This is a genomic window from Bradyrhizobium sp. NBAIM14, assembly GCF_020193895.1.
GTDB lineage: Bacteria > Pseudomonadota > Alphaproteobacteria > Rhizobiales > Xanthobacteraceae > Bradyrhizobium > Bradyrhizobium yuanmingense.
This window is the reverse complement of the sequence record NZ_JADYVQ010000020.1, coordinates 89942-108711: the sequence shown is the minus strand read 5'-3', so window position 1 is coordinate 108711 and position 18770 is coordinate 89942. Positions and strand designations below refer to the sequence as shown.

At 63.7% G+C, this 18770-nt stretch carries 20 protein-coding genes; 11 read left to right on the top strand and 9 right to left on the bottom strand.

From position 1 onward, the window contains the following. Positions 1-51: 51 nt before the first annotated feature. Complete coding sequence (locus I6F28_RS31445; RefSeq protein WP_074447864.1) at positions 52-1221, top strand: DUF2865 domain-containing protein; 1170 nt, start codon at positions 52-54, stop codon at positions 1219-1221. Positions 1222-1273: 52 nt separating this feature from the next. Here the strand turns inward: I6F28_RS31445 and I6F28_RS31440 are convergent, their stop codons facing one another. Next, on the bottom strand, positions 1274-2179 hold the full coding sequence (locus tag I6F28_RS31440; protein WP_225142775.1) for a DUF2189 domain-containing protein: 906 nt from the start codon (positions 2177-2179) through the stop codon (positions 1274-1276). Between the two features lie 526 nt (positions 2180-2705). Here I6F28_RS31440 and I6F28_RS31435 point away from each other — a divergent pair. The 5 genes from I6F28_RS31435 (at position 2706) to I6F28_RS31415 (ending at position 7231) form a co-directional block, all read left to right on the top strand. Then, entirely contained in the window at positions 2706-3539 is an 834-nt protein-coding gene (locus I6F28_RS31435; protein ID WP_036001495.1) for a cytochrome c oxidase subunit II, read from the top strand. A gap of 73 nt (positions 3540-3612) precedes the next feature. Then, a complete protein-coding gene (locus I6F28_RS31430) occupies positions 3613-5391 on the top strand; it encodes a cbb3-type cytochrome c oxidase subunit I (RefSeq protein ID WP_036001499.1) in 1779 nt (592 codons plus the stop codon). Then, positions 5388-6092, top strand: a complete 705-nt coding sequence (locus I6F28_RS31425) for a cytochrome c oxidase subunit 3 (protein ID WP_036001502.1) — start codon at positions 5388-5390, stop codon at positions 6090-6092. The genes I6F28_RS31430 and I6F28_RS31425 overlap by 4 nt, the downstream gene beginning before the upstream one ends. Positions 6093-6106: 14 nt before the next feature. Beyond that, positions 6107-6829, top strand: coding sequence for a heme-copper oxidase subunit III family protein (locus I6F28_RS31420; RefSeq protein ID WP_036001504.1), 723 nt, complete (start codon positions 6107-6109; stop codon positions 6827-6829). A 9-nt stretch (positions 6830-6838) separates the two neighbouring features. Further along, positions 6839-7231 (top strand): cytochrome C oxidase subunit IV family protein, encoded by a 393-nt coding sequence (locus tag I6F28_RS31415; RefSeq protein WP_036001507.1) that lies wholly within the window; start codon positions 6839-6841, stop codon positions 7229-7231. 25 nt (positions 7232-7256) lie between these two features. Here the strand turns inward: I6F28_RS31415 and I6F28_RS31410 are convergent, their stop codons facing one another. The 3 genes from I6F28_RS31410 to I6F28_RS31400 form a co-directional block, all read right to left on the bottom strand. Beyond that, positions 7257-9014 (bottom strand): NAD+ synthase, encoded by a 1758-nt coding sequence (locus tag I6F28_RS31410; protein ID WP_225142773.1) that lies wholly within the window; start codon positions 9012-9014, stop codon positions 7257-7259. Positions 9015-9228: 214 nt separating this feature from the next. Then, positions 9229-9582, bottom strand: a complete 354-nt coding sequence (locus I6F28_RS31405) for a diacylglycerol kinase (protein ID WP_036001513.1) — start codon at positions 9580-9582, stop codon at positions 9229-9231. 4 nt (positions 9583-9586) lie between these two features. After that, entirely contained in the window at positions 9587-10975 is a 1389-nt protein-coding gene (locus I6F28_RS31400; protein WP_225141419.1) for a class II 3-deoxy-7-phosphoheptulonate synthase, read from the bottom strand. 181 nt (positions 10976-11156) lie between these two features. Here I6F28_RS31400 and I6F28_RS31395 point away from each other — a divergent pair, with 181 nt between their 5' ends. Further along, positions 11157-12053 (top strand): alpha/beta hydrolase family protein, encoded by an 897-nt coding sequence (locus tag I6F28_RS31395; RefSeq protein ID WP_225132832.1) that lies wholly within the window; start codon positions 11157-11159, stop codon positions 12051-12053. A 7-nt stretch (positions 12054-12060) separates the two neighbouring features. Here the strand turns inward: I6F28_RS31395 and I6F28_RS31390 are convergent, their stop codons facing one another. From I6F28_RS31390 to I6F28_RS31370, 5 genes are all read right to left on the bottom strand, one after another. Continuing rightward, positions 12061-12324, bottom strand: a complete 264-nt coding sequence (locus I6F28_RS31390) for a hypothetical protein (RefSeq protein WP_036001521.1) — start codon at positions 12322-12324, stop codon at positions 12061-12063. 202 nt (positions 12325-12526) lie between these two features. Continuing rightward, positions 12527-13111 (bottom strand): TIGR00645 family protein, encoded by a 585-nt coding sequence (locus tag I6F28_RS31385; RefSeq protein WP_036022249.1) that lies wholly within the window; start codon positions 13109-13111, stop codon positions 12527-12529. Between the two features lie 31 nt (positions 13112-13142). Then, positions 13143-13790, bottom strand: a complete 648-nt coding sequence (locus tag I6F28_RS31380; protein ID WP_036022248.1) for a TerC family protein — start codon at positions 13788-13790, stop codon at positions 13143-13145. Then, positions 13787-14149: a hypothetical protein gene (locus I6F28_RS31375; protein WP_036022245.1), complete on the bottom strand. Its 363-nt coding sequence runs from the start codon at positions 14147-14149 to the stop codon at positions 13787-13789. Before I6F28_RS31375 ends, I6F28_RS31380 begins: the two co-directional genes overlap by 4 nt. Positions 14150-14151: 2 nt before the next feature. Next, positions 14152-14619 (bottom strand): tellurite resistance TerB family protein, encoded by a 468-nt coding sequence (locus I6F28_RS31370; protein ID WP_109144143.1) that lies wholly within the window; start codon positions 14617-14619, stop codon positions 14152-14154. A gap of 359 nt (positions 14620-14978) precedes the next feature. Between I6F28_RS31370 and I6F28_RS31365 the strand changes: the two genes are divergently transcribed. The 4 genes from I6F28_RS31365 (at position 14979) to I6F28_RS31350 (ending at position 18769) form a co-directional block, all read left to right on the top strand. Beyond that, the gene (locus I6F28_RS31365; RefSeq protein ID WP_036001537.1) at positions 14979-15806 is read left to right on the top strand and encodes a class II glutamine amidotransferase; all 828 of its coding nucleotides are present in this window, start codon (positions 14979-14981) and stop codon (positions 15804-15806) included. Between the two features lie 18 nt (positions 15807-15824). After that, positions 15825-17054, top strand: coding sequence for a carboxylate-amine ligase (locus I6F28_RS31360; RefSeq protein WP_225142771.1), 1230 nt, complete (start codon positions 15825-15827; stop codon positions 17052-17054). A gap of 64 nt (positions 17055-17118) precedes the next feature. Continuing rightward, positions 17119-17304 carry a hypothetical protein gene (locus I6F28_RS31355; RefSeq protein WP_225141415.1) on the top strand — a complete coding sequence of 62 codons (186 nt, stop codon included), beginning with the start codon at positions 17119-17121 and terminating at the stop codon, positions 17302-17304. 325 nt (positions 17305-17629) lie between these two features. Then, on the top strand, positions 17630-18769 hold the full coding sequence (locus I6F28_RS31350) for a glucuronate isomerase (protein ID WP_225142768.1): 1140 nt from the start codon (positions 17630-17632) through the stop codon (positions 18767-18769). Position 18770: the final 1 nt, after the last annotated feature.

The window sequence follows — 18770 nt, the reverse complement described above, 5'->3', positions numbered from 1 at the left end:
TTCGGCCCCCACCCCACTTGGATGATCACGCTGGGCCGTGACCTCGCTAGAATGGCGGATATGCCTGAATTCTTCTCTCTCCTCCGTGCCCGCTCCCTCCTTGCCTGCACCGTGCTCCTCGGCACACTCGTGCTCGCCGATGGCGCTTTGGCGCAGGCCGGCCCGCCGCCCCAGCCCGGCCAGAACGGGCTCGGACCGAACCCGATGTGCGTGCGGCTGGAAGCCCAACTCGCCGCGCTCGATCGCGGCGGAGGTGATGCCGCGCGCGAAGAGCAGATCCGCCGCTACCAGGATTCCCAGGCCAAGCAGCAGGCCGAGCTCGACCGTGTCACCATGCAGGCCAAGCGCATGGGCTGCGATTCCTCCGGCTTCTTCTCGCTGTTCAACGGCCAGTCGGCGCAGTGCGGCCCGGTCAACACCCAGATCCAGCAGATGCGCGCCAATCTGGACCAGATTACCGGCAGCCTCGAGCGGCTGCGCGGCGGCCCCGGCGCCAACCCGGAGCGCGACAACCAGCGCCGCTCGGTGCTGATGGCGCTGGCGCAGAACAATTGCGGCCCGCAATATGCCAATGCCGTGCAGCAGCAGGGCGGCGGCAACTTCCTCAGCAATCTGTTCGGCGGCAACAACCCGAACAATCCGCAGGCCATGCCGCCCTCCGATCTTGGCCCGCAATCCGGCACCTTCCGCACCGTCTGCGTGCGCACCTGCGACGGCGCTTATTTCCCGATCTCCTTTGCCACCGTGCCGGCGCGCTTCCCTGACGATGAGAAGACCTGCAAGGCGCTGTGCCCGGCGGCGGAAGCCGTGCTCTACAGCCATCGCAATCCCGGCGAGGATATGAACGCTGCGGTCTCGATCGGCGGCCAGCCCTACACGGCGCTGCCGACCGCATTCAAATTCCGCAGCGAGTTCAACCCGTCCTGCTCCTGCAAGGCTGCGGGACAGACCTGGGCGGATGCGCTGAAATCGGCCGATGACAAGGCCGCGGCCGAGCAGCAGGGCGACATCATCGTCACCGAGGAAAGCGCCAGGAAGATGCAGCAGCAACGGCTCAACAAGGGCGCGCCGCAGCCTGCCAATGCCAAGAAAGGCGCGGCTCCTGCGCCAGCAACTGCTGCCGCACCGGTCGCCACGCCACCCGCGGACGCGAGCCCCGCGTCGGAGAACAAGCCGATCCGCTCGGTCGGCCCGACCTTTCTGCCGCAGCAGCAGAAGTAGGCCGTCGCTCTGTCATGCTCCGCGCGGGCGTCCCAGCGCGGCCGTTCCGCTGTTACGGCTCGCCCTCGCGGCTCCACGGGAAGAGATTGGCCGGAAAGTCTGCTGCGTAGCGCCTGCCCTTCCGGGGCGGAAGCGGTGCATCCGGTGGGTTCGGATTGGGCTCGACCACCCGCCGATAGAGGTGCCAGGTGGCATGACCGAGCACCGGCAGAACGACGGCGAGACCGACGAAGAGCGGCAGCGAGCCGATCACGAGCAGAGCCGCCACGATGAGGCCCCATCCGGCCATCGCAACCGGATTCGCCGCCACCGCTCGGAGCGACGTGCGGATCGCGTCGATCGCCGTCGCATGACGGTCCAGCATCAACGGAAATGACACGACGCTAACGCACAATGCCACAACCGCAAACAGGAAGCCGACACCGCAACCGGTGATGATGAGCGACCAGCCTTCGGGTGTCGTCAGCACGCGCGTTGCGAAGTCGGGTATGCTTGCGGCCGCAGCGTGACCGAAGATCGCGACATAGATTGCGTTCGCGGCACCGATCCAGGCCCCGAACAGGACCAGCAGGAGCACGCCGAGTTCGACCATGGCGCCGAACGACGGTGCGCGCAGCACCTTGATCGCATCCCATGCTTCGACCTCTTCGCCGCGCTCGCGACGACGGCTGAGTTCGTAGAGACCGATCGCGGCAAAAGGACCGATCAAGGCAAAGCCGGCGGCCAGCGGAAACAGTAGCGGTAGCACCGAATAGCCGAGCACCATCCTGAACAGGACGAGACCGAGAACGGGATAAATCAGGCACACGACGATCGCGTGACTCGGCATCGCCTGGAAATCACCCCAACCCAGGCGCAGGACCTCGGTCAGGTCGGACAAGCTTATCTTGCGAATGGGATAGGAGGTCGCTTCGCCGAATGCGCGCCGCCTGATGTCGTGGGAGTACAGAGTGGCCATGTACGGACCCTCCCGAGCTGAAAATCGCGGTTTTCGACAACACGCGCTCTTCAGCCACGCGTGTCCGCCTGACGAGCAGGAAACGCGATGGGTCTGGTACGGCAACCCAGGTTCAGTAACCGAGCCTGGCCGGACGGAACCCGTCGCGACCTGCCCGGCAAGCTTAGCGCGCGCGGAGCACGACTGCACTCACGGTTGGGTGAATTGCGCACCAGCACGGATTTGTGCGTTGCATCACCCAAACCGAACAATGGGCACCGGATGCTTGTCGGTTTGCCAGCACCGGCAATCACACCAATTCGGGCACCTCTATTGCTCTATTGACGCCGGATTAGGCTGGGATCATTTTAGACGCAGACGCCCTTAGAGTTGAAGGTCGCGAGCGTTCTCTTGATTTCGCGATCGGTGGACTGGGCGAAGCAAGAGGCCGGCGATGGCATATGCCAAGAAAGGCCAGCCATCGCGACAGACATGAGCTCCGCCCGGGATTCGTATCCGTAGCCTTCGATGGCAAGGATGGATCAGGATGGCTGTCGCACTGATACTGCTTCTGGTCGCGATCGGCTCGGTGCTGTTTCACATCTACAGCCCGTGGTGGTGGACGCCGATCGCCACGAACTGGGCCTATATCGACCACACGATCAACATCACGTTCTGGATCACGGGCTTTGTTTTCGTCGCCGTGATCGCCTTCATGGCTTACTGCGTCTTCCGCTTTCGCCATAGAGAGGGAAGAAGGGCTGACTACAATCCGGAAAACAAAAGGCTCGAATGGTGGCTGAGCGTCGGGACCGGCGTCGGCGTCGCGGCCATGCTGGCGCCTGGCCTCGTGGTCTGGCACCAGTTCGTGACGGTGCCTGCGGATGCCACCGAGATCGAGGTCATGGGCCAGCAATGGCAGTGGAGCTTCCGCCTTCCGGGCAAGGATGGGCAGTTGGGCACATCCGATGTTCGCAACATCGCTTCCGACAATCCGATGGGGCTGAATCGTGACGACCGGCACGCGCAGGACGATGTCGTGATCGAGAGCGGCGACCTGCACCTTCAAGTCGGAAAGCCGGTCAAGGTTCTCCTCCGCTCGGTTGATGTCCTGCACGATTTCTACGTGCCCGAATTCCGAGCCAAGATGGACATGGTTCCAGGCATGGTGACCTATTTCTGGATCACGCCGATCCGAACCGGAACCTTCGATGTCCTCTGTGCGGAGCTTTGTGGCACTGCTCACTATCAAATGCGGGCCAAGGTCATCGTCGACGAAGAGCGTGAATATCACGCTTGGCTGGAGCAACAAAAAACGTTCGCAGAATTATCGCCGGCAAAAGCCGTCGTGAAGACGACGTACCAATCCGGCAGCAAGTAGCAAGCTGCCGCCGAAGATAGATCGGGCGCAAGAGGCCAGCGCCTCCCCCCGATGGAACGACCGAGGAGGTTCTATGGTCGATGTTCCATATGAAGGGATCCCCGGCATCCCGCCTGCCGAAGTACCTGACGTCGAGCTCTATCATCCGCGGAGCTGGTGGACACGATATGTGTTCTCGCAGGACGCCAAGGTGATCGCCATTCAGTATTCGCTGACGGCCACGGCCATCGGGCTGGTGGCCCTGGTGCTGTCGTGGCTGATGCGGCTGCAACTGGGATTCCCCGGCACGTTCTCTTTCATCGATGCCAACCAGTACCTCCAGTTCATCACCATGCACGGCATGATCATGGTGATTTACCTGCTCACCGCATTGTTCCTGGGCGGCTTCGGCAACTACCTGATCCCGCTGATGGTCGGCGCCAGGGACATGGTCTTCCCCTATGTGAACATGCTGAGCTACTGGATTTACCTGCTCGCAGTCCTGGTGCTTGCCTCGACATTCTTCGTGCCCGGTGGCCCCACCGGCGCCGGTTGGACGCTGTACCCGCCGCAAGCAATCCTTTCAGGAACGCCCGGGCAGGATTGGGGCATCCTTCTCATGCTCGCGTCCCTGATCCTGTTCATCATCGGCTTCACCATGGGCGGGCTGAACTATGTGGTCACTGTGTTGCAGGCGCGCACGCGCGGCATGACCTTGATGCGCCTGCCCCTGACGGTGTGGGGCATTTTCACGGCGACCGTTATGGCGCTCCTCGCGTTCCCTGCATTGTTCGTTGCCTCGGTCATGCTGCTGTTCGACCGTCTCTTGGGAACCAGCTTCTTCATGCCCGCCCTCCTCGAGATGGGCACGCTATCGAAACATGGCGGCGGCAGCCCGTTGCTCTTCCAGCACCTGTTCTGGTTCTTCGGTCATCCCGAAGTCTACATCGTTGCCCTGCCCGCCTTCGGCATCGTCTCCGATCTGATCAGCACGCATGCGCGCAAGAACATCTTTGGTTATCGCATGATGGTCTGGGCGATCGTAGCCATCGGCGCGCTCAGCTTCATCGTATGGGCGCACCACATGTATGTGAGCGGCATGTTCCCGCAATTCGGGTACTTCTTCGCCACCACGACGCTCATCATCGCAATCCCCACCGCGATCAAGGTCTACAACTGGGTGCTGACCCTGTGGCGCGGCGACATTCATCTCACGGTGCCGATGCTGTTCGCCCTCGGCTTCATCGTCACCTTCGTGAACGGCGGGCTCACCGGCCTCTTCCTCGGCAACGTCGTCGTGGACGTGCCCCTCTCGGATACCATGTTCGTGGTCGCCCATTTCCACATGGTGATGGGCGTGGCGCCGATCATGGTCGTGCTCGGCGCGATCTATCATTGGTACCCAAAGGTCACGGGGCGGATGCTGAACGAGGCCATGGGCAAGTTTCACTTCTGGGTCACCTTCCTCGGCGCCTACCTGATCTTCTTCCCCATGCACTATCTTGGACTGCTCGGGGTCCCGCGCCGGTATTTCGAACTCCTGGATACGACGTTCATCCCGTCCTCGGCCCATTCACTCAACGCCTTCATCTCCGTGGTGGCCTTGATCGTCGGCTTTAGCCAGATGGTGTTCCTGTTCAACCTTGTCTGGAGCCTGTTCAAAGGTGAGGCCTCAGGCGGCAATCCGTGGCGGGCGACGACGCTGGAGTGGCAGACGCCGGAGACGCCCCCAGCGCACGGCAACTGGGGCAAGGAGCTCCCTGTCGTGTACCGCTGGGCCTATGATTACAGTGTGCCCGGTGCCGCGGAGGACTTCATTCCGCAGAACCAGCCGCCGCGCGCGACTCAGCTCGTTCAGGGAGCTGCTTCGTGAGCGCCATCATCCTGTTCCTGGCTGTGCTTGCGGTGATCGCCGGATGGTGGCTGTCGCAACAGCGCCTGACGGCCAAGCCCTGGCTGGAGGAAGGCCCGGCCGGTGACTTCCCCGGCGGCGATGCCATAACCTGGCCGGCAGCGAAGATCGGACTTGGCGTGTTTCTCGCGGTCGCGAGCGCCTTGTTCATCCTCTTCATCAGCGCCTACTCCATGCGCATGAGCGTGGTGGACTGGCGGCCGCTGCCGGTGCCGCGGCTGCTGTGGGTCAACACGGGCGTCCTGGTCCTGAGCAGTGTCGCGCTGCAATGGTCTTACGTGGCCGCGCGCCGACACGATACCGAAGGCGTCATGATCGGTCTGCTCGCGGGCGGAGCATCTGCCGTGATCTTCCTCGCCGGGCAGCTCCTGGCCTGGCAACGGCTCGGGGCTGCGGGATATTTCGTGGCGTCCAATCCATCGAATTCCTTCTTCTACCTGTTGACCGCAGTGCACGGGCTGCACCTGACGGGCGGTCTGGTGGCCTTGGGCCGAACCTCGGCCAAGATGTGGCGCGGCGCCGAGATCGCCGGCATGCGCTTGAGCGTGGAGCTGTGCGCCATCTACTGGCACTTCCTGCTGTTGGTCTGGCTTGTCCTGCTCGGTCTTCTCACCGGCTGGACCGACGATTTCGTCGACATCTGCCGCCAATTGCTGAGCTAGGGAGGCGAGACCAGATGGCTGAGACCGTGCTGACAAATCCGGGCCAATCGCCTGCGCGGCTTGAAGGCTGGCGCGGCATCGCCGCCGACTGGGCGTCCGATCAGCGCGCCTTCAAGAACGTGTCCTGGGGCAAGGCCATGATGTGGATCTTCCTCCTCAGCGACACCTTCATCTTCAGTTGCTTCCTGCTCTCCTACATGACGGCGCGCATGTCGACGACCGTGCCGTGGCCCAATCCCAGCGAAGTCTTCGCCCTCGATATCGGGGGCAACCACATGCCCCTGATCCTGATCGCCATCATGACCTTCGTGCTGATCAGCAGCAGCGGTACGATGGCGATGGCCGTCAATTTCGGCTACCGCCGCGATCGGGTGAGAACCGCGATCCTGATGCTGGTCACTGCAGCCTTCGGCGCGACCTTCGTCGGAATGCAGGCCTTCGAATGGACCAAGCTGATCATGGAGGGCGTCCGGCCCTGGGGCAATCCATGGGGCGCCCCGCAGTTTGGTGCGAGCTTCTTCATGATCACCGGCTTCCACGGCACCCATGTGACGTTCGGTGTGATCTTCCTGATCGCCATCGCGCGAAAGGTCTTTCGTGGCGACTTCGACGTCGAGAGGCGCGGCTTCTTCACGAGCCGAAGGGGGAATTACGAGATCGTCGAGATCACGGGCCTGTACTGGCACTTCGTCGATCTCGTGTGGGTGTTCATCTTTGCATTCTTCTATCTTTGGTGAGGTCGGCGCATGACAAACGCGGCGGTACACATGGAAGAGCGGCTCCACGCTCCGGCGCACGGCGCAGTCGCAACGGAAGCCGTTCACGCCGAGGGGCAACAGCACCCGATCAAGCTCTACCTCGTGGTCTGGGGCTGGTTGTTCGTCCTCAGCACGTTCTCCTACCTCGTCGACTACTTTGGCCTGCATGGCTATCTGAGGTGGTCGCTGATCCTGCTGTTCATGATGTTGAAGGCCGGCCTGATCGTCGCCGTCTTCATGCACATGGCCTGGGAGCGGCTGGCCTTGACCTATGCCATCCTGCTGCCGCCGGTCGTGGTATTCGTATTTGTGGCGATCATGGCGCTCGAATCCGAATACACGCGCTTCCTGAGGGTGCTGTTTTTCGCAACCCCGTCATAGCGCCTGCCGTCGCTCAGGCCAGGCTTCACCCCTCGAATGCGTCGATTGACGCCGTGCTTCCACGTGACACCAGCGCCTCATCCGTCGCCGGCAACGGCTGGCCCTTGTCGCGAAAACGGTTGGTGATGGGATAACGGCGGTCGCGGCCGAAATTCTTCGGTGTCACCTTCACCCCAGGCGCGGCCTGGCGGCGCTTGTATTCGGCGACGTTGAGCAGATGATCGATCCGGATCACCGTCTCGCGGTCGAAGCCGGCGGCGATGATCTGGTCGAGCGGCTCCTCGCGCTCGACCAGGCGCTCCAGGATGGCATCGAGCACGTCGTAAGGCGGCAACGAGTCCTGATCGGTCTGGTTCTCGCGCAGCTCCGCGGTCGGCGGGCGCGTGATGATGTCGGGCGGGATCACCTCGCCGGCAGGGCCGAGCGCGCCCTCCGGCTTCCAGGAATTGCGCAGGCTTGCCAGGCGGAACACCTGCGTCTTGTAGATGTCCTTCATCGGGTTGAAGCCGCCGTTCATGTCGCCATAAAGCGTGGCGTAGCCGACCGACATCTCCGACTTGTTGCCGGTCGTCACCACCATCAGCCCGGTCTTGTTGGAGATCGCCATCAGCAGCGTGCCGCGGGTGCGGGCCTGGAGGTTCTCCTCGGTGATATCGGGCGGCAGGTTCTTGAAGATGCCGGACAGGATCGTCTCGAACCCGGTCACGGCTTCGGCGATCGGCAGCACCTCGTAGCGGATGCCGAGATGGCCGGCGAGCTCGCCGGCATCCGCGATCGAATGCGGCGCGGTGTAGCGGTAAGGCAGCATCACGCCATGCACCTGGTCGACGCCGAGCGCGTCGACCGCGATCGCCGCGCAGAGCGCCGAATCGATGCCGCCGGAGATGCCGAGCAGCACGCCTGGAAAGCCGTTCTTGGTGACGTAATCGCGTAAGCCCAGCACGCAGGCGGCGTAGTCGGCCTTGTCGCCCTCGGGCAGCTCGGCGATCGGCCCGCTGCAGCGCCAGTCGTCGCCGTTTCTGCTGAAGCGCAGCGTGACGATGCCCTCTTCGAAGGCCGGCAGCTGCGCCGCGAGCGAGAGATCGCCATTGAGCGCGAAGGATGCGCCGTCGAACACGAGCTCGTCCTGGCCGCCGACCTGGTTGAGATAGACCAGCGGCAGCCCGCTCTCCGTGACGCGCGCCACCGCGACCGACAGGCGCACGTCGTTCTTGTCGCGGGCGTAAGGCGAGCCGTTCGGCACCAGGATGATCTCGGCGCCGGTCTCGGCCAGCGTCTCGACCACGTTCTCGTAATCCTCGGACTCTTCCAGCCAGATGTCCTCGCAGATCGGCACACCGATGCGCACGCCGCGCACAGTCACGGGACCGGCGGCAGGGCCGCGCGAAAACAGCCGCTTCTCGTCGAACACGCCGTAATTCGGCAGGTTGCACTTGAAACGCAGGCTCGCGATGCGCCCGCCGTCGAGCAGCGCACAGGCATTGTAGAGCATGCCCTCCTCGACCCAGGGCGTGCCGACCAGCATCGCAGGCCCGCCATCGGCGGTCTCGCGCGCGAGGCTTTCGATCGCGGCGCGGCAGGCGGCCTGGAAGGCGGGCTTCTGCACCAGGTCTTCCGGCGGATAGCCGGCGATGAACAGTTCTGGAAACAACACGAGATCGGCGCCGCCGGACTTGGCCTGCGCCCGCGCCGCGCGCGCCTTGGCCGCATTGCCCTCCACGTCGCCCATGGTCGGATTGAGCTGGGCGAGCGTGACCGCGAATGTGTCGAGACGTTCGGTCATCGCGCGCTCGCTTTCACCTCTCCCGAAGGGAGAGGTCGAATTGCGTCGGAGATGCAATTCGGGTGAGGGGTTACGGTGTCTCGTGGGAGCTGAGCTCCCTCACCCGATTTGAGCTCGACGATGCTCCGCATCGCGAGACACAAATCGACCTCTCCCCGTTGGGGAGAGGTGAAGGGACCTCGGACACCCACGCGCAATGGATTGTCTCCGCGCTCTAGAGGAACCCCAATCGCTCGATGATGGCAATGATCCAGAACGCGCCGGTCATCAAGAGCGCAACGCCAACCGCGGCCGAGCCCATGTCCTTGACTCGGCCGATCTGCTTGTCGTGATCCAAGGTCAGCCGGTCGGCGAGCTTCTCGATCGCGGTATTGAGCAACTCGACCGTCAGCACGAAAGCGACAGAGCACACCAATTCGACCGCGCGCATCGCGGTGGCGCCGATGAACCAGGCGAGCGGCACCGACAGCAGCAGCGCAAAGATCTCCTCGCGGACCGCCTGCTCCGACCGGAACGCAAAGGCCAGCCCGTTGCGGGAATTGATCGTGGCCTTCCAGATCCGCAGCAAGGTCTTACAGCCCCGCTGCGGCCGGAATCGGCTGAGCCTTGCCGGCGCGCTCCTGCTTGAGCAGCTCCGCGACCAGGAACGCCATATCGATGGATTGCTCGGCGTTGAGGCGGGGATCGCAGACCGTGTGGTAGCGATCGTTGAGATCCTCATCCGTGATCGCGCGGGCGCCGCCGAGACATTCGGTGACGTCCTGGCCGGTCATCTCCAGATGCACGCCGCCGGCATGGGTGCCCTCGGCGGCGTGGACCGCGAAGAACGACTTGACCTCGGACAGGATGCGGTCGAACGGGCGAGTCTTGTAGCCGGACGTCGAGGTGATGGTGTTGCCGTGCATGGGATCGCAGGACCAGACCACCACCCGGCCCTCGCGCTTCACGGCGCGGACCATGTTCGGCAGATGCTCGCCGATCTTGTCGGAGCCGAAGCGGCCGATCAGCGTCAGCCGGCCCGGCTCGTTGTCGGGATTGAGCACGTCGATCAGCTTCAGCAGCTCGTCCACCTTGAGCGAGGGGCCGCACTTCAGCCCGATCGGATTCTTGATGCCGCGGAAATATTCGACATGGCCGTGATCGAGCTGGCGGGTGCGATCGCCGATCCAGATCATGTGGCCCGAGGTCGCGTACCAGTCGCCGGTGGTGGAATCGACGCGGGTCATGGCCTGCTCGTAGCCGAGCAGCAGCGCCTCATGGCTGGTGTAGAAATCGGTGGCACGCAGCTCCGGATGGCTCTCGAGGTCGAGGCCGCAGGCGCGCATGAAGTTGAGCGCGTCCGAGATGCGGTCGGCCAGCTCCTTGTAGCGGCGTGACTGCGGGCTATCCTTGAGGAAACCCAGCATCCATTGATGCACGCTGCCGAGATTGGCGAAGCCGCCGGTGGCGAACGCGCGGAGCAGGTTCAGCGTCGCGGCGGACTGGCGATAGGCCATCAGCTGGCGCTGCGGATCGGGAATGCGCGCTTCGCTGGTGAAGGCGATGTCGTTGACGATGTCGCCGCGATAGCTCGGCAGCTCGACGCCATTCACCTTCTCGGTCGCCGACGAGCGCGGTTTGGCGAATTGGCCGGCGATGCGGCCGACCTTCACCACCGGCACCGCGCCGGCATAGGTCAGCACCACCGCCATCTGCAGCAGCACGCGGAAGAAGTCGCGGATGTTGTTGGCGCCGTGCTCGGCGAAGCTCTCGGCGCAGTCGCCGCCCTGCAGCAGGAAGGCTTCGCCCGCCGCAACGCGGCCCAAAGCCTTCTTCAGATTGCGCGCCTCGCCTGCGAACACCAGCGGCGGAAAGGTCGCAAGCTGCGCCTCGACGTCAGCCAGAGCCTTGGTGTCGGGATATTCGGGCACCTGTAGCACCGGCTTGCTGCGCCAGGACTCGGGCGTCCACCGCTCGGACATCGCAATCTCTCCGTGAAGCAAAAACCACAACCTGATCTAGGGGTTGCGAGGGCCGCCTTATACACAGGCCGGCCACGCCCCGCCAGTTGTAAATCCATTTCGCAGCGCAAACCCTTGCGGCCAAAGCCGAATTCGCATTTGCTTGGGCAGGCTTGAGGAATCCGACAGGACACCGACCGCCATGGGCGCGGCACTGGATGACGTTTTCATCGACGAGATCAGCTTCCCGGCAGCCGACGGCTATGCCCTGACCGGCACCCTGTTCCTGCCGCGCGGCGCCAAGCGCCATGCCGTCCTGATCAATTCGGCGACCGCCGTGCCGCGAAAGATCTATCGGGGCTTTGCCTCCTACCTCGCCCATCGCGGCTGCGCGGTGCTGACCTACGATTATCGCGGCATCGGCGATTCCCGCCTGCCGGCGATGGTCGGCTACAACCAGCCAAAATCGCTGGTCGGCTTCAAGGCCTCGATGTCGGACTGGGCCGCGCTCGACGTCACCGCCGCGGTCAGTTGGATGCGCGAGCGCTATCATGCCCTGCCGCTCGCCTATATCGGCCATTCCTTCGGCGGCCAGGCGCTCGGGCTGATCGCGAACAACAGCGAGATCTCGCGCGCGGCCTTGGTGGCCTCGCAGGCCGCGACATGGCGGTTGATGACCTCGCCGGAGAAATACCGGGTCTACGCCTTCATGAATTTTGTCGGCGTGCCGCTGGTCCATGCACTCGGTTACGCACCGGGCTGGGCCGGCGTCGGCGAGGATTTGCCCAAGGGCGTCTTCCTGCAATGGACCGAATGGGTCTCGAGCCCGCGCTATCTGTTCGATTCAAAGCTGCCGGCACTCGAGAACTTCGCCAGGTTCAAGGGCGAGCTGCGCTCCCTATGCTTCTCCGACGATCCCTGGGCGACGCGGCCCGCGGTCGAGTTGCTCGCGAGCGGATTCACTGCGATCAAGCCGGAGGTGCTGATGGTCAAACCGTCCGACGTCGGCGCCAAGGGAATAGGCCATTTCGGCTTCTTCCGCCCCGAGCACCGCGACACGCTGTGGCGCGGCGTCGCGGAATGGATTCAGGGGGAATGAGGCTGCGTCAGCGGATGATCGTCGTCAGCGACGAGTAGCGCCGGTTCGGCTTGGCGTCGCTAGGTGCGAACTGCGCGAAGGCGTCGCTGACGCGCACCGCCGGCGGCGTGTCGCTCGCGAACCGAAACTCCTTCGGCCGCGGTGCGTAGAAGCTTGCGCGGTAATAAGCGTCGTCGAAGCGCGCCTCGCCGACGCCGAACAATGCGTCACAGACCAGCAGGAGCGCGTAGACTCCCGCGACCGCTGCGACGATCTCCCTGAGAATTGTCATGCCCGATGCCCTGCCCTTTGCGGGCAGGATGCAGATCGGTTCCAAAGGCCTGGTTTAAGGCGCCCGGCTTCTTGTCGGCAGCGTTTGCCGGCACTGAACCGATTGCAGACAATTTTATCGATCTCGAAAGAGAGCCCGCCCAACCGGACGATCAGGCGGGCTCCAGGATTGGCCGCTCGGGAGGTATTGGGCGGCCAGCTTATCAGCCGTGCTCGGCCGCCTTGCGATGGCCGCTCTCGCTGAGGCGGTCGACCCAGGCGATGCCGACCGCCGAGACGATGAAGGTCATATGAATCAGCACCTGCCACATTACCCCGCTCTCGGTGAAATTGCTGCGGGTCGTGCCGAGATTGCCGGCCTCGATGAAGGTCCTGAGCAGCGAGATCGAGGAGATGCCGATGATCGCCATTGCAAGCTTGATCTTGAGCACGCTGGCATTGACGTGACCGAGCCATTCCGGCTCGTCCGGATGGCCGCTGAGGTTCAGCCGGGAAACGAAGGTCTCGTATCCACCCACGATTACCATGATCAGAAGGTTCGAGATCATGACGACGTCAATCAGCCCGAGCACGACCAGCATGATCTGCTGCTCGCTGGCGTCGAACGAATGCAAGACGAGGTGCCAGAGCTCCTTCAGGAACAACAGCACATAGACGGACTGGGCGACAATGAGGCCAACATAGAGCGGCAGCTGCAGCCAGCGCGAGCCGAAGATCAGCTTCGGAAGCAGGCCGACCGGCGGCAACGGCGCGGCCCGCGCCGAAGGTGCTTTGGGTTCAGACGTCATTGATCACTCCGGACTGCGGTAGATTGTCGCCTCAGAGACTCGCAATCACCGGTGCAAGTTCCAGCGTGCCGCGATAGATCATCTCAAACGAGACGTAAAGGATGATGGCGAGGCCGACATAGGCCACCCAGCGCTGCTTCTGGAGCAAACGGCCAAGCAGATCCGCGGCAACGCCCATCATCCCAACCGACAAGAGCAGGCCGAAGGCCAGGATGTAGGGATGCTCCCGCGCGGCGCCCGCGACCGCGAGCACGTTGTCGAGCGACATCGACACGTCGGCGGCGACGATCTGCACCGCCGCTTGGCCGAAAGTCTTCTGCGTTACCGGCTGCTGTACCGGCGCAGCACCTGCGCCGTTACTATCGAATGCGAGTTCTTTCGAATGCGCGGCCTGCTCGCGCAGCTCGCGCCACATCTTCCAGCAGACCCAGAGCAGCAACACGCCGCCGGCGAGCAGAAGGCCGATCACTTGCAGAAGCTGGGTCGCAACGCCGGCGAAGGCGATACGCAGTGCGGTGGCAGCGGCGATACCGACGATGATGGCGCGGCGGCGCTGCTCGGCCGGCAGGCCGGCAGCCGCAAGGCCGATGACGACGGCATTGTCGCCGGCGAGCACGAGATCGATCAGGATGACTTGAAACAGCGCGGACAGCGCTTCGGCGGTGATGAGTTCAGTCATGATTGATCATTCCTAGAGGCAGACGGATCGAGCCAATGCGGCTTGCGCCGCTCGATCCAGTCGAAGACTTTTGAACGGGAGGAGCGCAGCGCAGGCACGTCCTCGGCGAGCAGAGCAAGGCCGAGCGGCAGCATCCAGACGCCGAGCACCGGGAGGATGGAGAGCACACCGCCGACGACCAGCAGCGTGCCCGAGGGGATCCTGACCCAGCGGCTGGACGGCTTGAGCAGATAGGTCAGGGTGTCGCTCATGCGCGGCGGCAGGCGGTCGACGAGCTTGGCCAGGCGCGGGTCTCCACCAGCGATCTGCTCGGTGTTCCCCTCGGTTTGCCTGGCGCGCTCGTTCGAAATCGTGCTCATGCTTACCCCTTCGAGGCGGCCTGCAGCTTGGGGCCCGGCGCACTCGCCCCGACCGGCTTCGCGCGCGGCAGCACCAGCGTCAGCAAGCGCAACAATTTAATCGCCTGGACTTCGTGGGGATGTACGTCCTCGTCTGCGGCAGCAACGCGCTCCGACAGCTCCACCAGATGCGACGACAGCGGCAGGTTCGAAACCGGTCGCAGCGTATCGATCACGACGTTGGCAAAATCCGGCTCTTCGAGCCGTTCGGCGAGTTCGTCGAACATCGCACGGAGCCGTTCGTCGCCGATGTGCGGCGCCAGCTTGCGGTCTCTGATGAAACGGATCACCTCGTCGCGTTCGACGGGTGAGACGCGCCGGTCAGCAACCGCTACCAGGGCGCCCACGATCACCACGGCCGCCGCGGCCTGCTCATTCAGGCTGGACGGTTCCGTGATCTCGATCGAATTTGAGGACTTGGTTCCGGACATCGTAGCTCCCTTAACTTGCGAAATAGCCGCACGGAGCTGCGATGGGGACGAATGGTCGGAGAAAACGAAACAGGGGGCCCGACAATCGGCCGATCCATCGCATTCGCGCGGGACTGGTCATCCGACATCGCGAGGTTTGCCGACGAACGTCGACGTCCTCGCCAGAGGGGCCCGGATTCTTGTTCGCTTCAGAATTATAGGTACGCCTGTCGGAATCAAGGAGGACCGGCTGCGACCAGCCGCCGCATCCGTTCGGCGTTGCGGGATCGGTCATGCAACCCTTTCGCAGCTGGAACCATGCGTCCGTAACAGGTGTTGATGCACCTCGCGACGCATCAAACCGCCTGGCAGGAACCCGCATGTGCCGCTGGATCGCATACCGGGGCGAAACCACCTCGTTCGAGCCTTATGTCACCGAACCCGAGCATTCGCTGATTGCGCAGAGCATCCGCTCGCTTCAGTCCACGGCGGGCTCGAACGGAGACGGCTTTGGTCTCGGCTGGTATGGCGAGCACCCCGAGCCGGGCCTTTATCGCGAGACGCGCCCGGCGTGGTCGGACGAAAACCTGCGCTACCTCTGCCGGCATCTGCACTCGCATCTGTTCTTCGCTCATGTGCGTGCCGCAACCGGCACGGCCGTGACGCGGCAGAATTGTCACCCCTTTGCCTGCGGGCACTGGATGTTCATGCACAACGGGTTCGTCGGCAGCTGGAATCGGCTGCGGCGCAAAGTCGAGGCGCTGATTCCCGATGCCTACTATCCGTCGCGGCTGGGCACGACGGATTCGGAAGCCGTGTTCCTGGCCATGATGGGGGCCGGTCTCGAGCACGATCCGCTCGGCGCGACACAGTCCGTGCTGCAATCGCTCCTCGGATTCGTCAATGAAGGCGGGCTTCGGGAGCGGCTGCGCTTTACCAGCGCGATTGCCAACGGCCGCGACCTCTACGCATTTCGGGTCTCGGTGAACGATGCCGCGAACACGCTCTACTTCCGCGAGGACGGCGGGCAAGTCATCGTCGTCTCCGAGCCGTTCGATAAGGAATCGGACTGGGCGGAAGTCCCGCCGAACCACGCCCTGATCGCGCGAGCGTCCGAAGCCGTCAAAATTGTTCCGTTCGACCTTGCAATTTCCAGTACATCGGGTGCGGAACCGGCCACAATCAGACGGATTATCGCCCGCAGGTAATGACCGCGCCGGTGGCCAATGACATTTGCTTCAGACGTTTCAAAGCTGCTACGTCTTGCCCCCTCCGAGGACAAGCAGCATGTCGTCATCCGTTCTGCCGGCGGCGGCGGCAATCCGGCGGAATATTCCTTCGGCATCGAGGAGGAATACTTCCTCGCTGACCGCCGCAGCTTCGAGGTCGCGATCCGCACGCCCAACGAGCTGTTCGAATCGGCAAACTGGTCGACCGGCGGCCAGGCCATGCGCGAGATGCTGCAATCGCAGCTCGAGGTCGCAACCAACGTTCATGTCGACGTGAACGACGCGCGCGAGGAGCTGCGCTTCCTGCGACGCGAGGTCGCGAACGTCGCTGCGCAATACGGCTTCGTGATCATGGCCTGCGGCACGCACCCGAGCGCAGTCTGGCGCATGTCGCAGCCCAGCCCGAAACCGCGCTACGAGGAGATGATCGAGGATCTGCGCAGCATCGGCCACCGCAACATGATGTGCGGCATGCATGTGCACGTGCAGCTGCCGGATCCCGAGAAGCGCATGGCGGTGATGCGGGCCATGCTGCCGCATCTGCCGCTGTTCATCGCGCTGTCGACGTCCTCGCCGTTCTGGAATTCGCACAAGACCGGATTGAAGGGCTACCGCCTCGCGGCTTATTCCGAGCTGCCGCGCACCGGCCTGCCCGAATTGTTCGAAGGCAAGCAGGATTTCGACGCTTATGTCGGCGCGTTGCAGCGCTCCGGCGTGATCCCGGACGAAAGCCACATCTGGTGGGCAATGCGCCCCTCCATGAAGCATCCGACGCTGGAGCTTCGCGCGCCCGACACCTGCACCTTCGTCGACGACGCGGTTGCCATCGCCTCGCTCTACCGCTGCCTGACGCGGCATCTCTATCTGCGCCCTCAGCTGTCCCGGGAGGTCACTGCGGTCGAGCGCGCGATCGCGGTCGAGAACAAATGGCGCGCCCAGCGCTACGGCACCGACTGCATCTTCGCCTCCACGGACGGGCCGGTGACGATCTCGGAGCTGCTCACCGGGGTGATCGACGACATTGCGGAGGACGCAGCCGCATTGAACTGCTCCGCCGAGATCGAACACTGCCGCACCATCGTCGCGCGCGGCAGCTCGGCGGAATTCCAGCTTCGCGCCTATCGCGAAAGCGGCGACGACATCGCAGCCGTGTCACAATGGATCGCTACCTCTACGCTGTCAGGAACGAGCGCGCCTGTGGATCGCAGTGCTCCTGCACCGTCATAGCGCCCGCGCAAGCTTGCGCGACGAAAATGCCATTCCTGAATTGCGGAGATCGTTGGAGAAGCGCATGAATCGCACCACACCCTGCACCGGCTGCGGCCATGCGCTTGTCCCGATGCTGACGGCCCACGGCCACACGGAGCCGAGCTGCCTCTGGTGCGAAGGCTTCGACGCGCGCGCCATGGACATGGCGAAATGGGCAGGCAGCCCGTCCGGCAAGCCCGAGCCGGCGCTCCCGCGATCATTCGACTGAACCGTGCCAGGCGCCCGTCGCGGAGGCCGGCTGCATGCGCTTTTGCAGGGCATGCCGACAAATTAGACAAGACAAGCCGCTGCGCCCACTGACGGCTTGCCAGGACAGGTCGGGCGAGTTCGGCGCCACCCATTGCCTAACCTCAGGTGCAATCTCGATTATTTGCGCGTCGCGTGCAGCCGGCAGACCAGCGCGCCGCATTGCGCTCCGGCTGGCCTGAAATTCGCAAGACAGTATCAGGCCAAGTCCCTGCCCGGCCACGATGAGGAGCGGTCAGTCACGGCGCTCGGCTTCCGGGATGAATGGCCTCAGATCGGAGAATGCCATGAACGTGCATGCTGCCGGAAACATCAAATTCACCGGTCTCACCCATCCGAACGGCGCCCGGCTGCGCCTCAACGATCAGGACTTCGTGGCGATCGATCGCGACAAGAATGCGAATTTCGAGGCGACCTACCGGCCGCAGGCGCTCTACAACCGCGCCAACGAAGGCTTCCACGCCAACAACGAAACCTTCCTGCTGCACGAGGTCGCCACCAATCTGCCGATCTATCGGCCCGACACCGGCCCCACCGACTTCCATCTACATCTGCCGCCGGGCGGCTTTCAGCTCGTGCTGGTCACCTCGGGCGCGTTCACCTTCGACTATGACGGCCGCTGGTACAATGTCGGCCCGGGCGCGGTGATGCTGCAAAGCGCGATCGTGCATCGCCAGCTGTTCTACACCTGGTCGGGCCTGTCGACCGAAGAGAATTTGAAGACGCCGCAGACGGTGGTGCCCGATCCGATCTCGATGGGCTATTCCGGCAAATTTCTCGAAGCCTTCATCACCGATCCCACCACCTTTCCGAACCCGACCATTGTCGGCCCGGATCAGATCAATGAGGACGAAACGCCGCGCGTGGCCTGGAGCCATCCGCTGCATGACCGCCCGGCCGATGCCGGCTTCTGGCTTCAGGATCCCCTGGCGCTCGACGCGCTGTTCAAGCCGCTCACCGATGGTTCTGTCAGATCGGCGATGCCGGTTTACATTCGCGACATCGGCATCGAGATTCCGAGCGGGCATCTCGTCACCGGCCACATCATCGCGACCGACCCGCGTGGCCACGCGCTCTTGCCGAAGAGCACGTCTGCCGCGGCGGACGCGACCCGCTTTGCCAAGGGCGAGGTCGTGATCTATCGCGTCATTCGCGGCACGGCCGAGTTCAAGAAGAAGTCCGGCGAGAGCTTTGAACTCTCTGCCGGCGACGTGGTGACGGCGGGCAAGGATTCCATCAGCCTGATCGGCGTCGGCGAAAACACGCAGGTCCTCCGCCTCGGCCTGCTCAAGGGCATGAACGAGCTGCGCAGCTGGACGGCGACACAGCGCGACGAGATCGACGGCCTCGCCGGTCAGATCATCACGCAAAAGGACGTGCGTCCCCTGCGCACCGAAGGCAAGCCGGTCGGATATCTGTACGGCTGAG

What these genes read in the sequence shown, in the direction of transcription:
- I6F28_RS31390 (WP_036001521.1), bottom strand. Translation starts at nt 12,324, where the DNA reads ATGACAATTCTCAGGGAGATCGTCGCAGCGGTCGCGGGAGTCTACGCG.
- I6F28_RS31400 (WP_225141419.1), bottom strand. Translation starts at nt 10,975, where the DNA reads ATGTCCGAGCGGTGGACGCCCGAGTCCTGGCGCAGCAAGCCGGTGCTA.
- I6F28_RS31370 (WP_109144143.1), bottom strand. Translation starts at nt 14,619, where the DNA reads ATGTCCGGAACCAAGTCCTCAAATTCGATCGAGATCACGGAACCGTCC.
- I6F28_RS31420 (WP_036001504.1), top strand. Translation starts at nt 6,107, where the DNA reads ATGGCTGAGACCGTGCTGACAAATCCGGGCCAATCGCCTGCGCGGCTT.
- I6F28_RS31360 (WP_225142771.1), top strand. Translation starts at nt 15,825, where the DNA reads ATGACATTTGCTTCAGACGTTTCAAAGCTGCTACGTCTTGCCCCCTCC.
- I6F28_RS31350 (WP_225142768.1), top strand. Translation starts at nt 17,630, where the DNA reads ATGAACGTGCATGCTGCCGGAAACATCAAATTCACCGGTCTCACCCAT.
- I6F28_RS31410 (WP_225142773.1), bottom strand. Translation starts at nt 9,014, where the DNA reads ATGACCGAACGTCTCGACACATTCGCGGTCACGCTCGCCCAGCTCAAT.
- I6F28_RS31440 (WP_225142775.1), bottom strand. Translation starts at nt 2,179, where the DNA reads ATGGCCACTCTGTACTCCCACGACATCAGGCGGCGCGCATTCGGCGAA.
- I6F28_RS31445 (WP_074447864.1), top strand. Translation starts at nt 52, where the DNA reads ATGGCGGATATGCCTGAATTCTTCTCTCTCCTCCGTGCCCGCTCCCTC.
- I6F28_RS31380 (WP_036022248.1), bottom strand. Translation starts at nt 13,790, where the DNA reads ATGACTGAACTCATCACCGCCGAAGCGCTGTCCGCGCTGTTTCAAGTC.
- I6F28_RS31435 (WP_036001495.1), top strand. Translation starts at nt 2,706, where the DNA reads ATGGCTGTCGCACTGATACTGCTTCTGGTCGCGATCGGCTCGGTGCTG.
- I6F28_RS31375 (WP_036022245.1), bottom strand. Translation starts at nt 14,149, where the DNA reads ATGAGCACGATTTCGAACGAGCGCGCCAGGCAAACCGAGGGGAACACC.
- I6F28_RS31395 (WP_225132832.1), top strand. Translation starts at nt 11,157, where the DNA reads ATGGGCGCGGCACTGGATGACGTTTTCATCGACGAGATCAGCTTCCCG.
- I6F28_RS31385 (WP_036022249.1), bottom strand. Translation starts at nt 13,111, where the DNA reads ATGACGTCTGAACCCAAAGCACCTTCGGCGCGGGCCGCGCCGTTGCCG.
- I6F28_RS31415 (WP_036001507.1), top strand. Translation starts at nt 6,839, where the DNA reads ATGACAAACGCGGCGGTACACATGGAAGAGCGGCTCCACGCTCCGGCG.
- I6F28_RS31355 (WP_225141415.1), top strand. Translation starts at nt 17,119, where the DNA reads ATGAATCGCACCACACCCTGCACCGGCTGCGGCCATGCGCTTGTCCCG.
- I6F28_RS31365 (WP_036001537.1), top strand. Translation starts at nt 14,979, where the DNA reads ATGTGCCGCTGGATCGCATACCGGGGCGAAACCACCTCGTTCGAGCCT.
- I6F28_RS31430 (WP_036001499.1), top strand. Translation starts at nt 3,613, where the DNA reads ATGGTCGATGTTCCATATGAAGGGATCCCCGGCATCCCGCCTGCCGAA.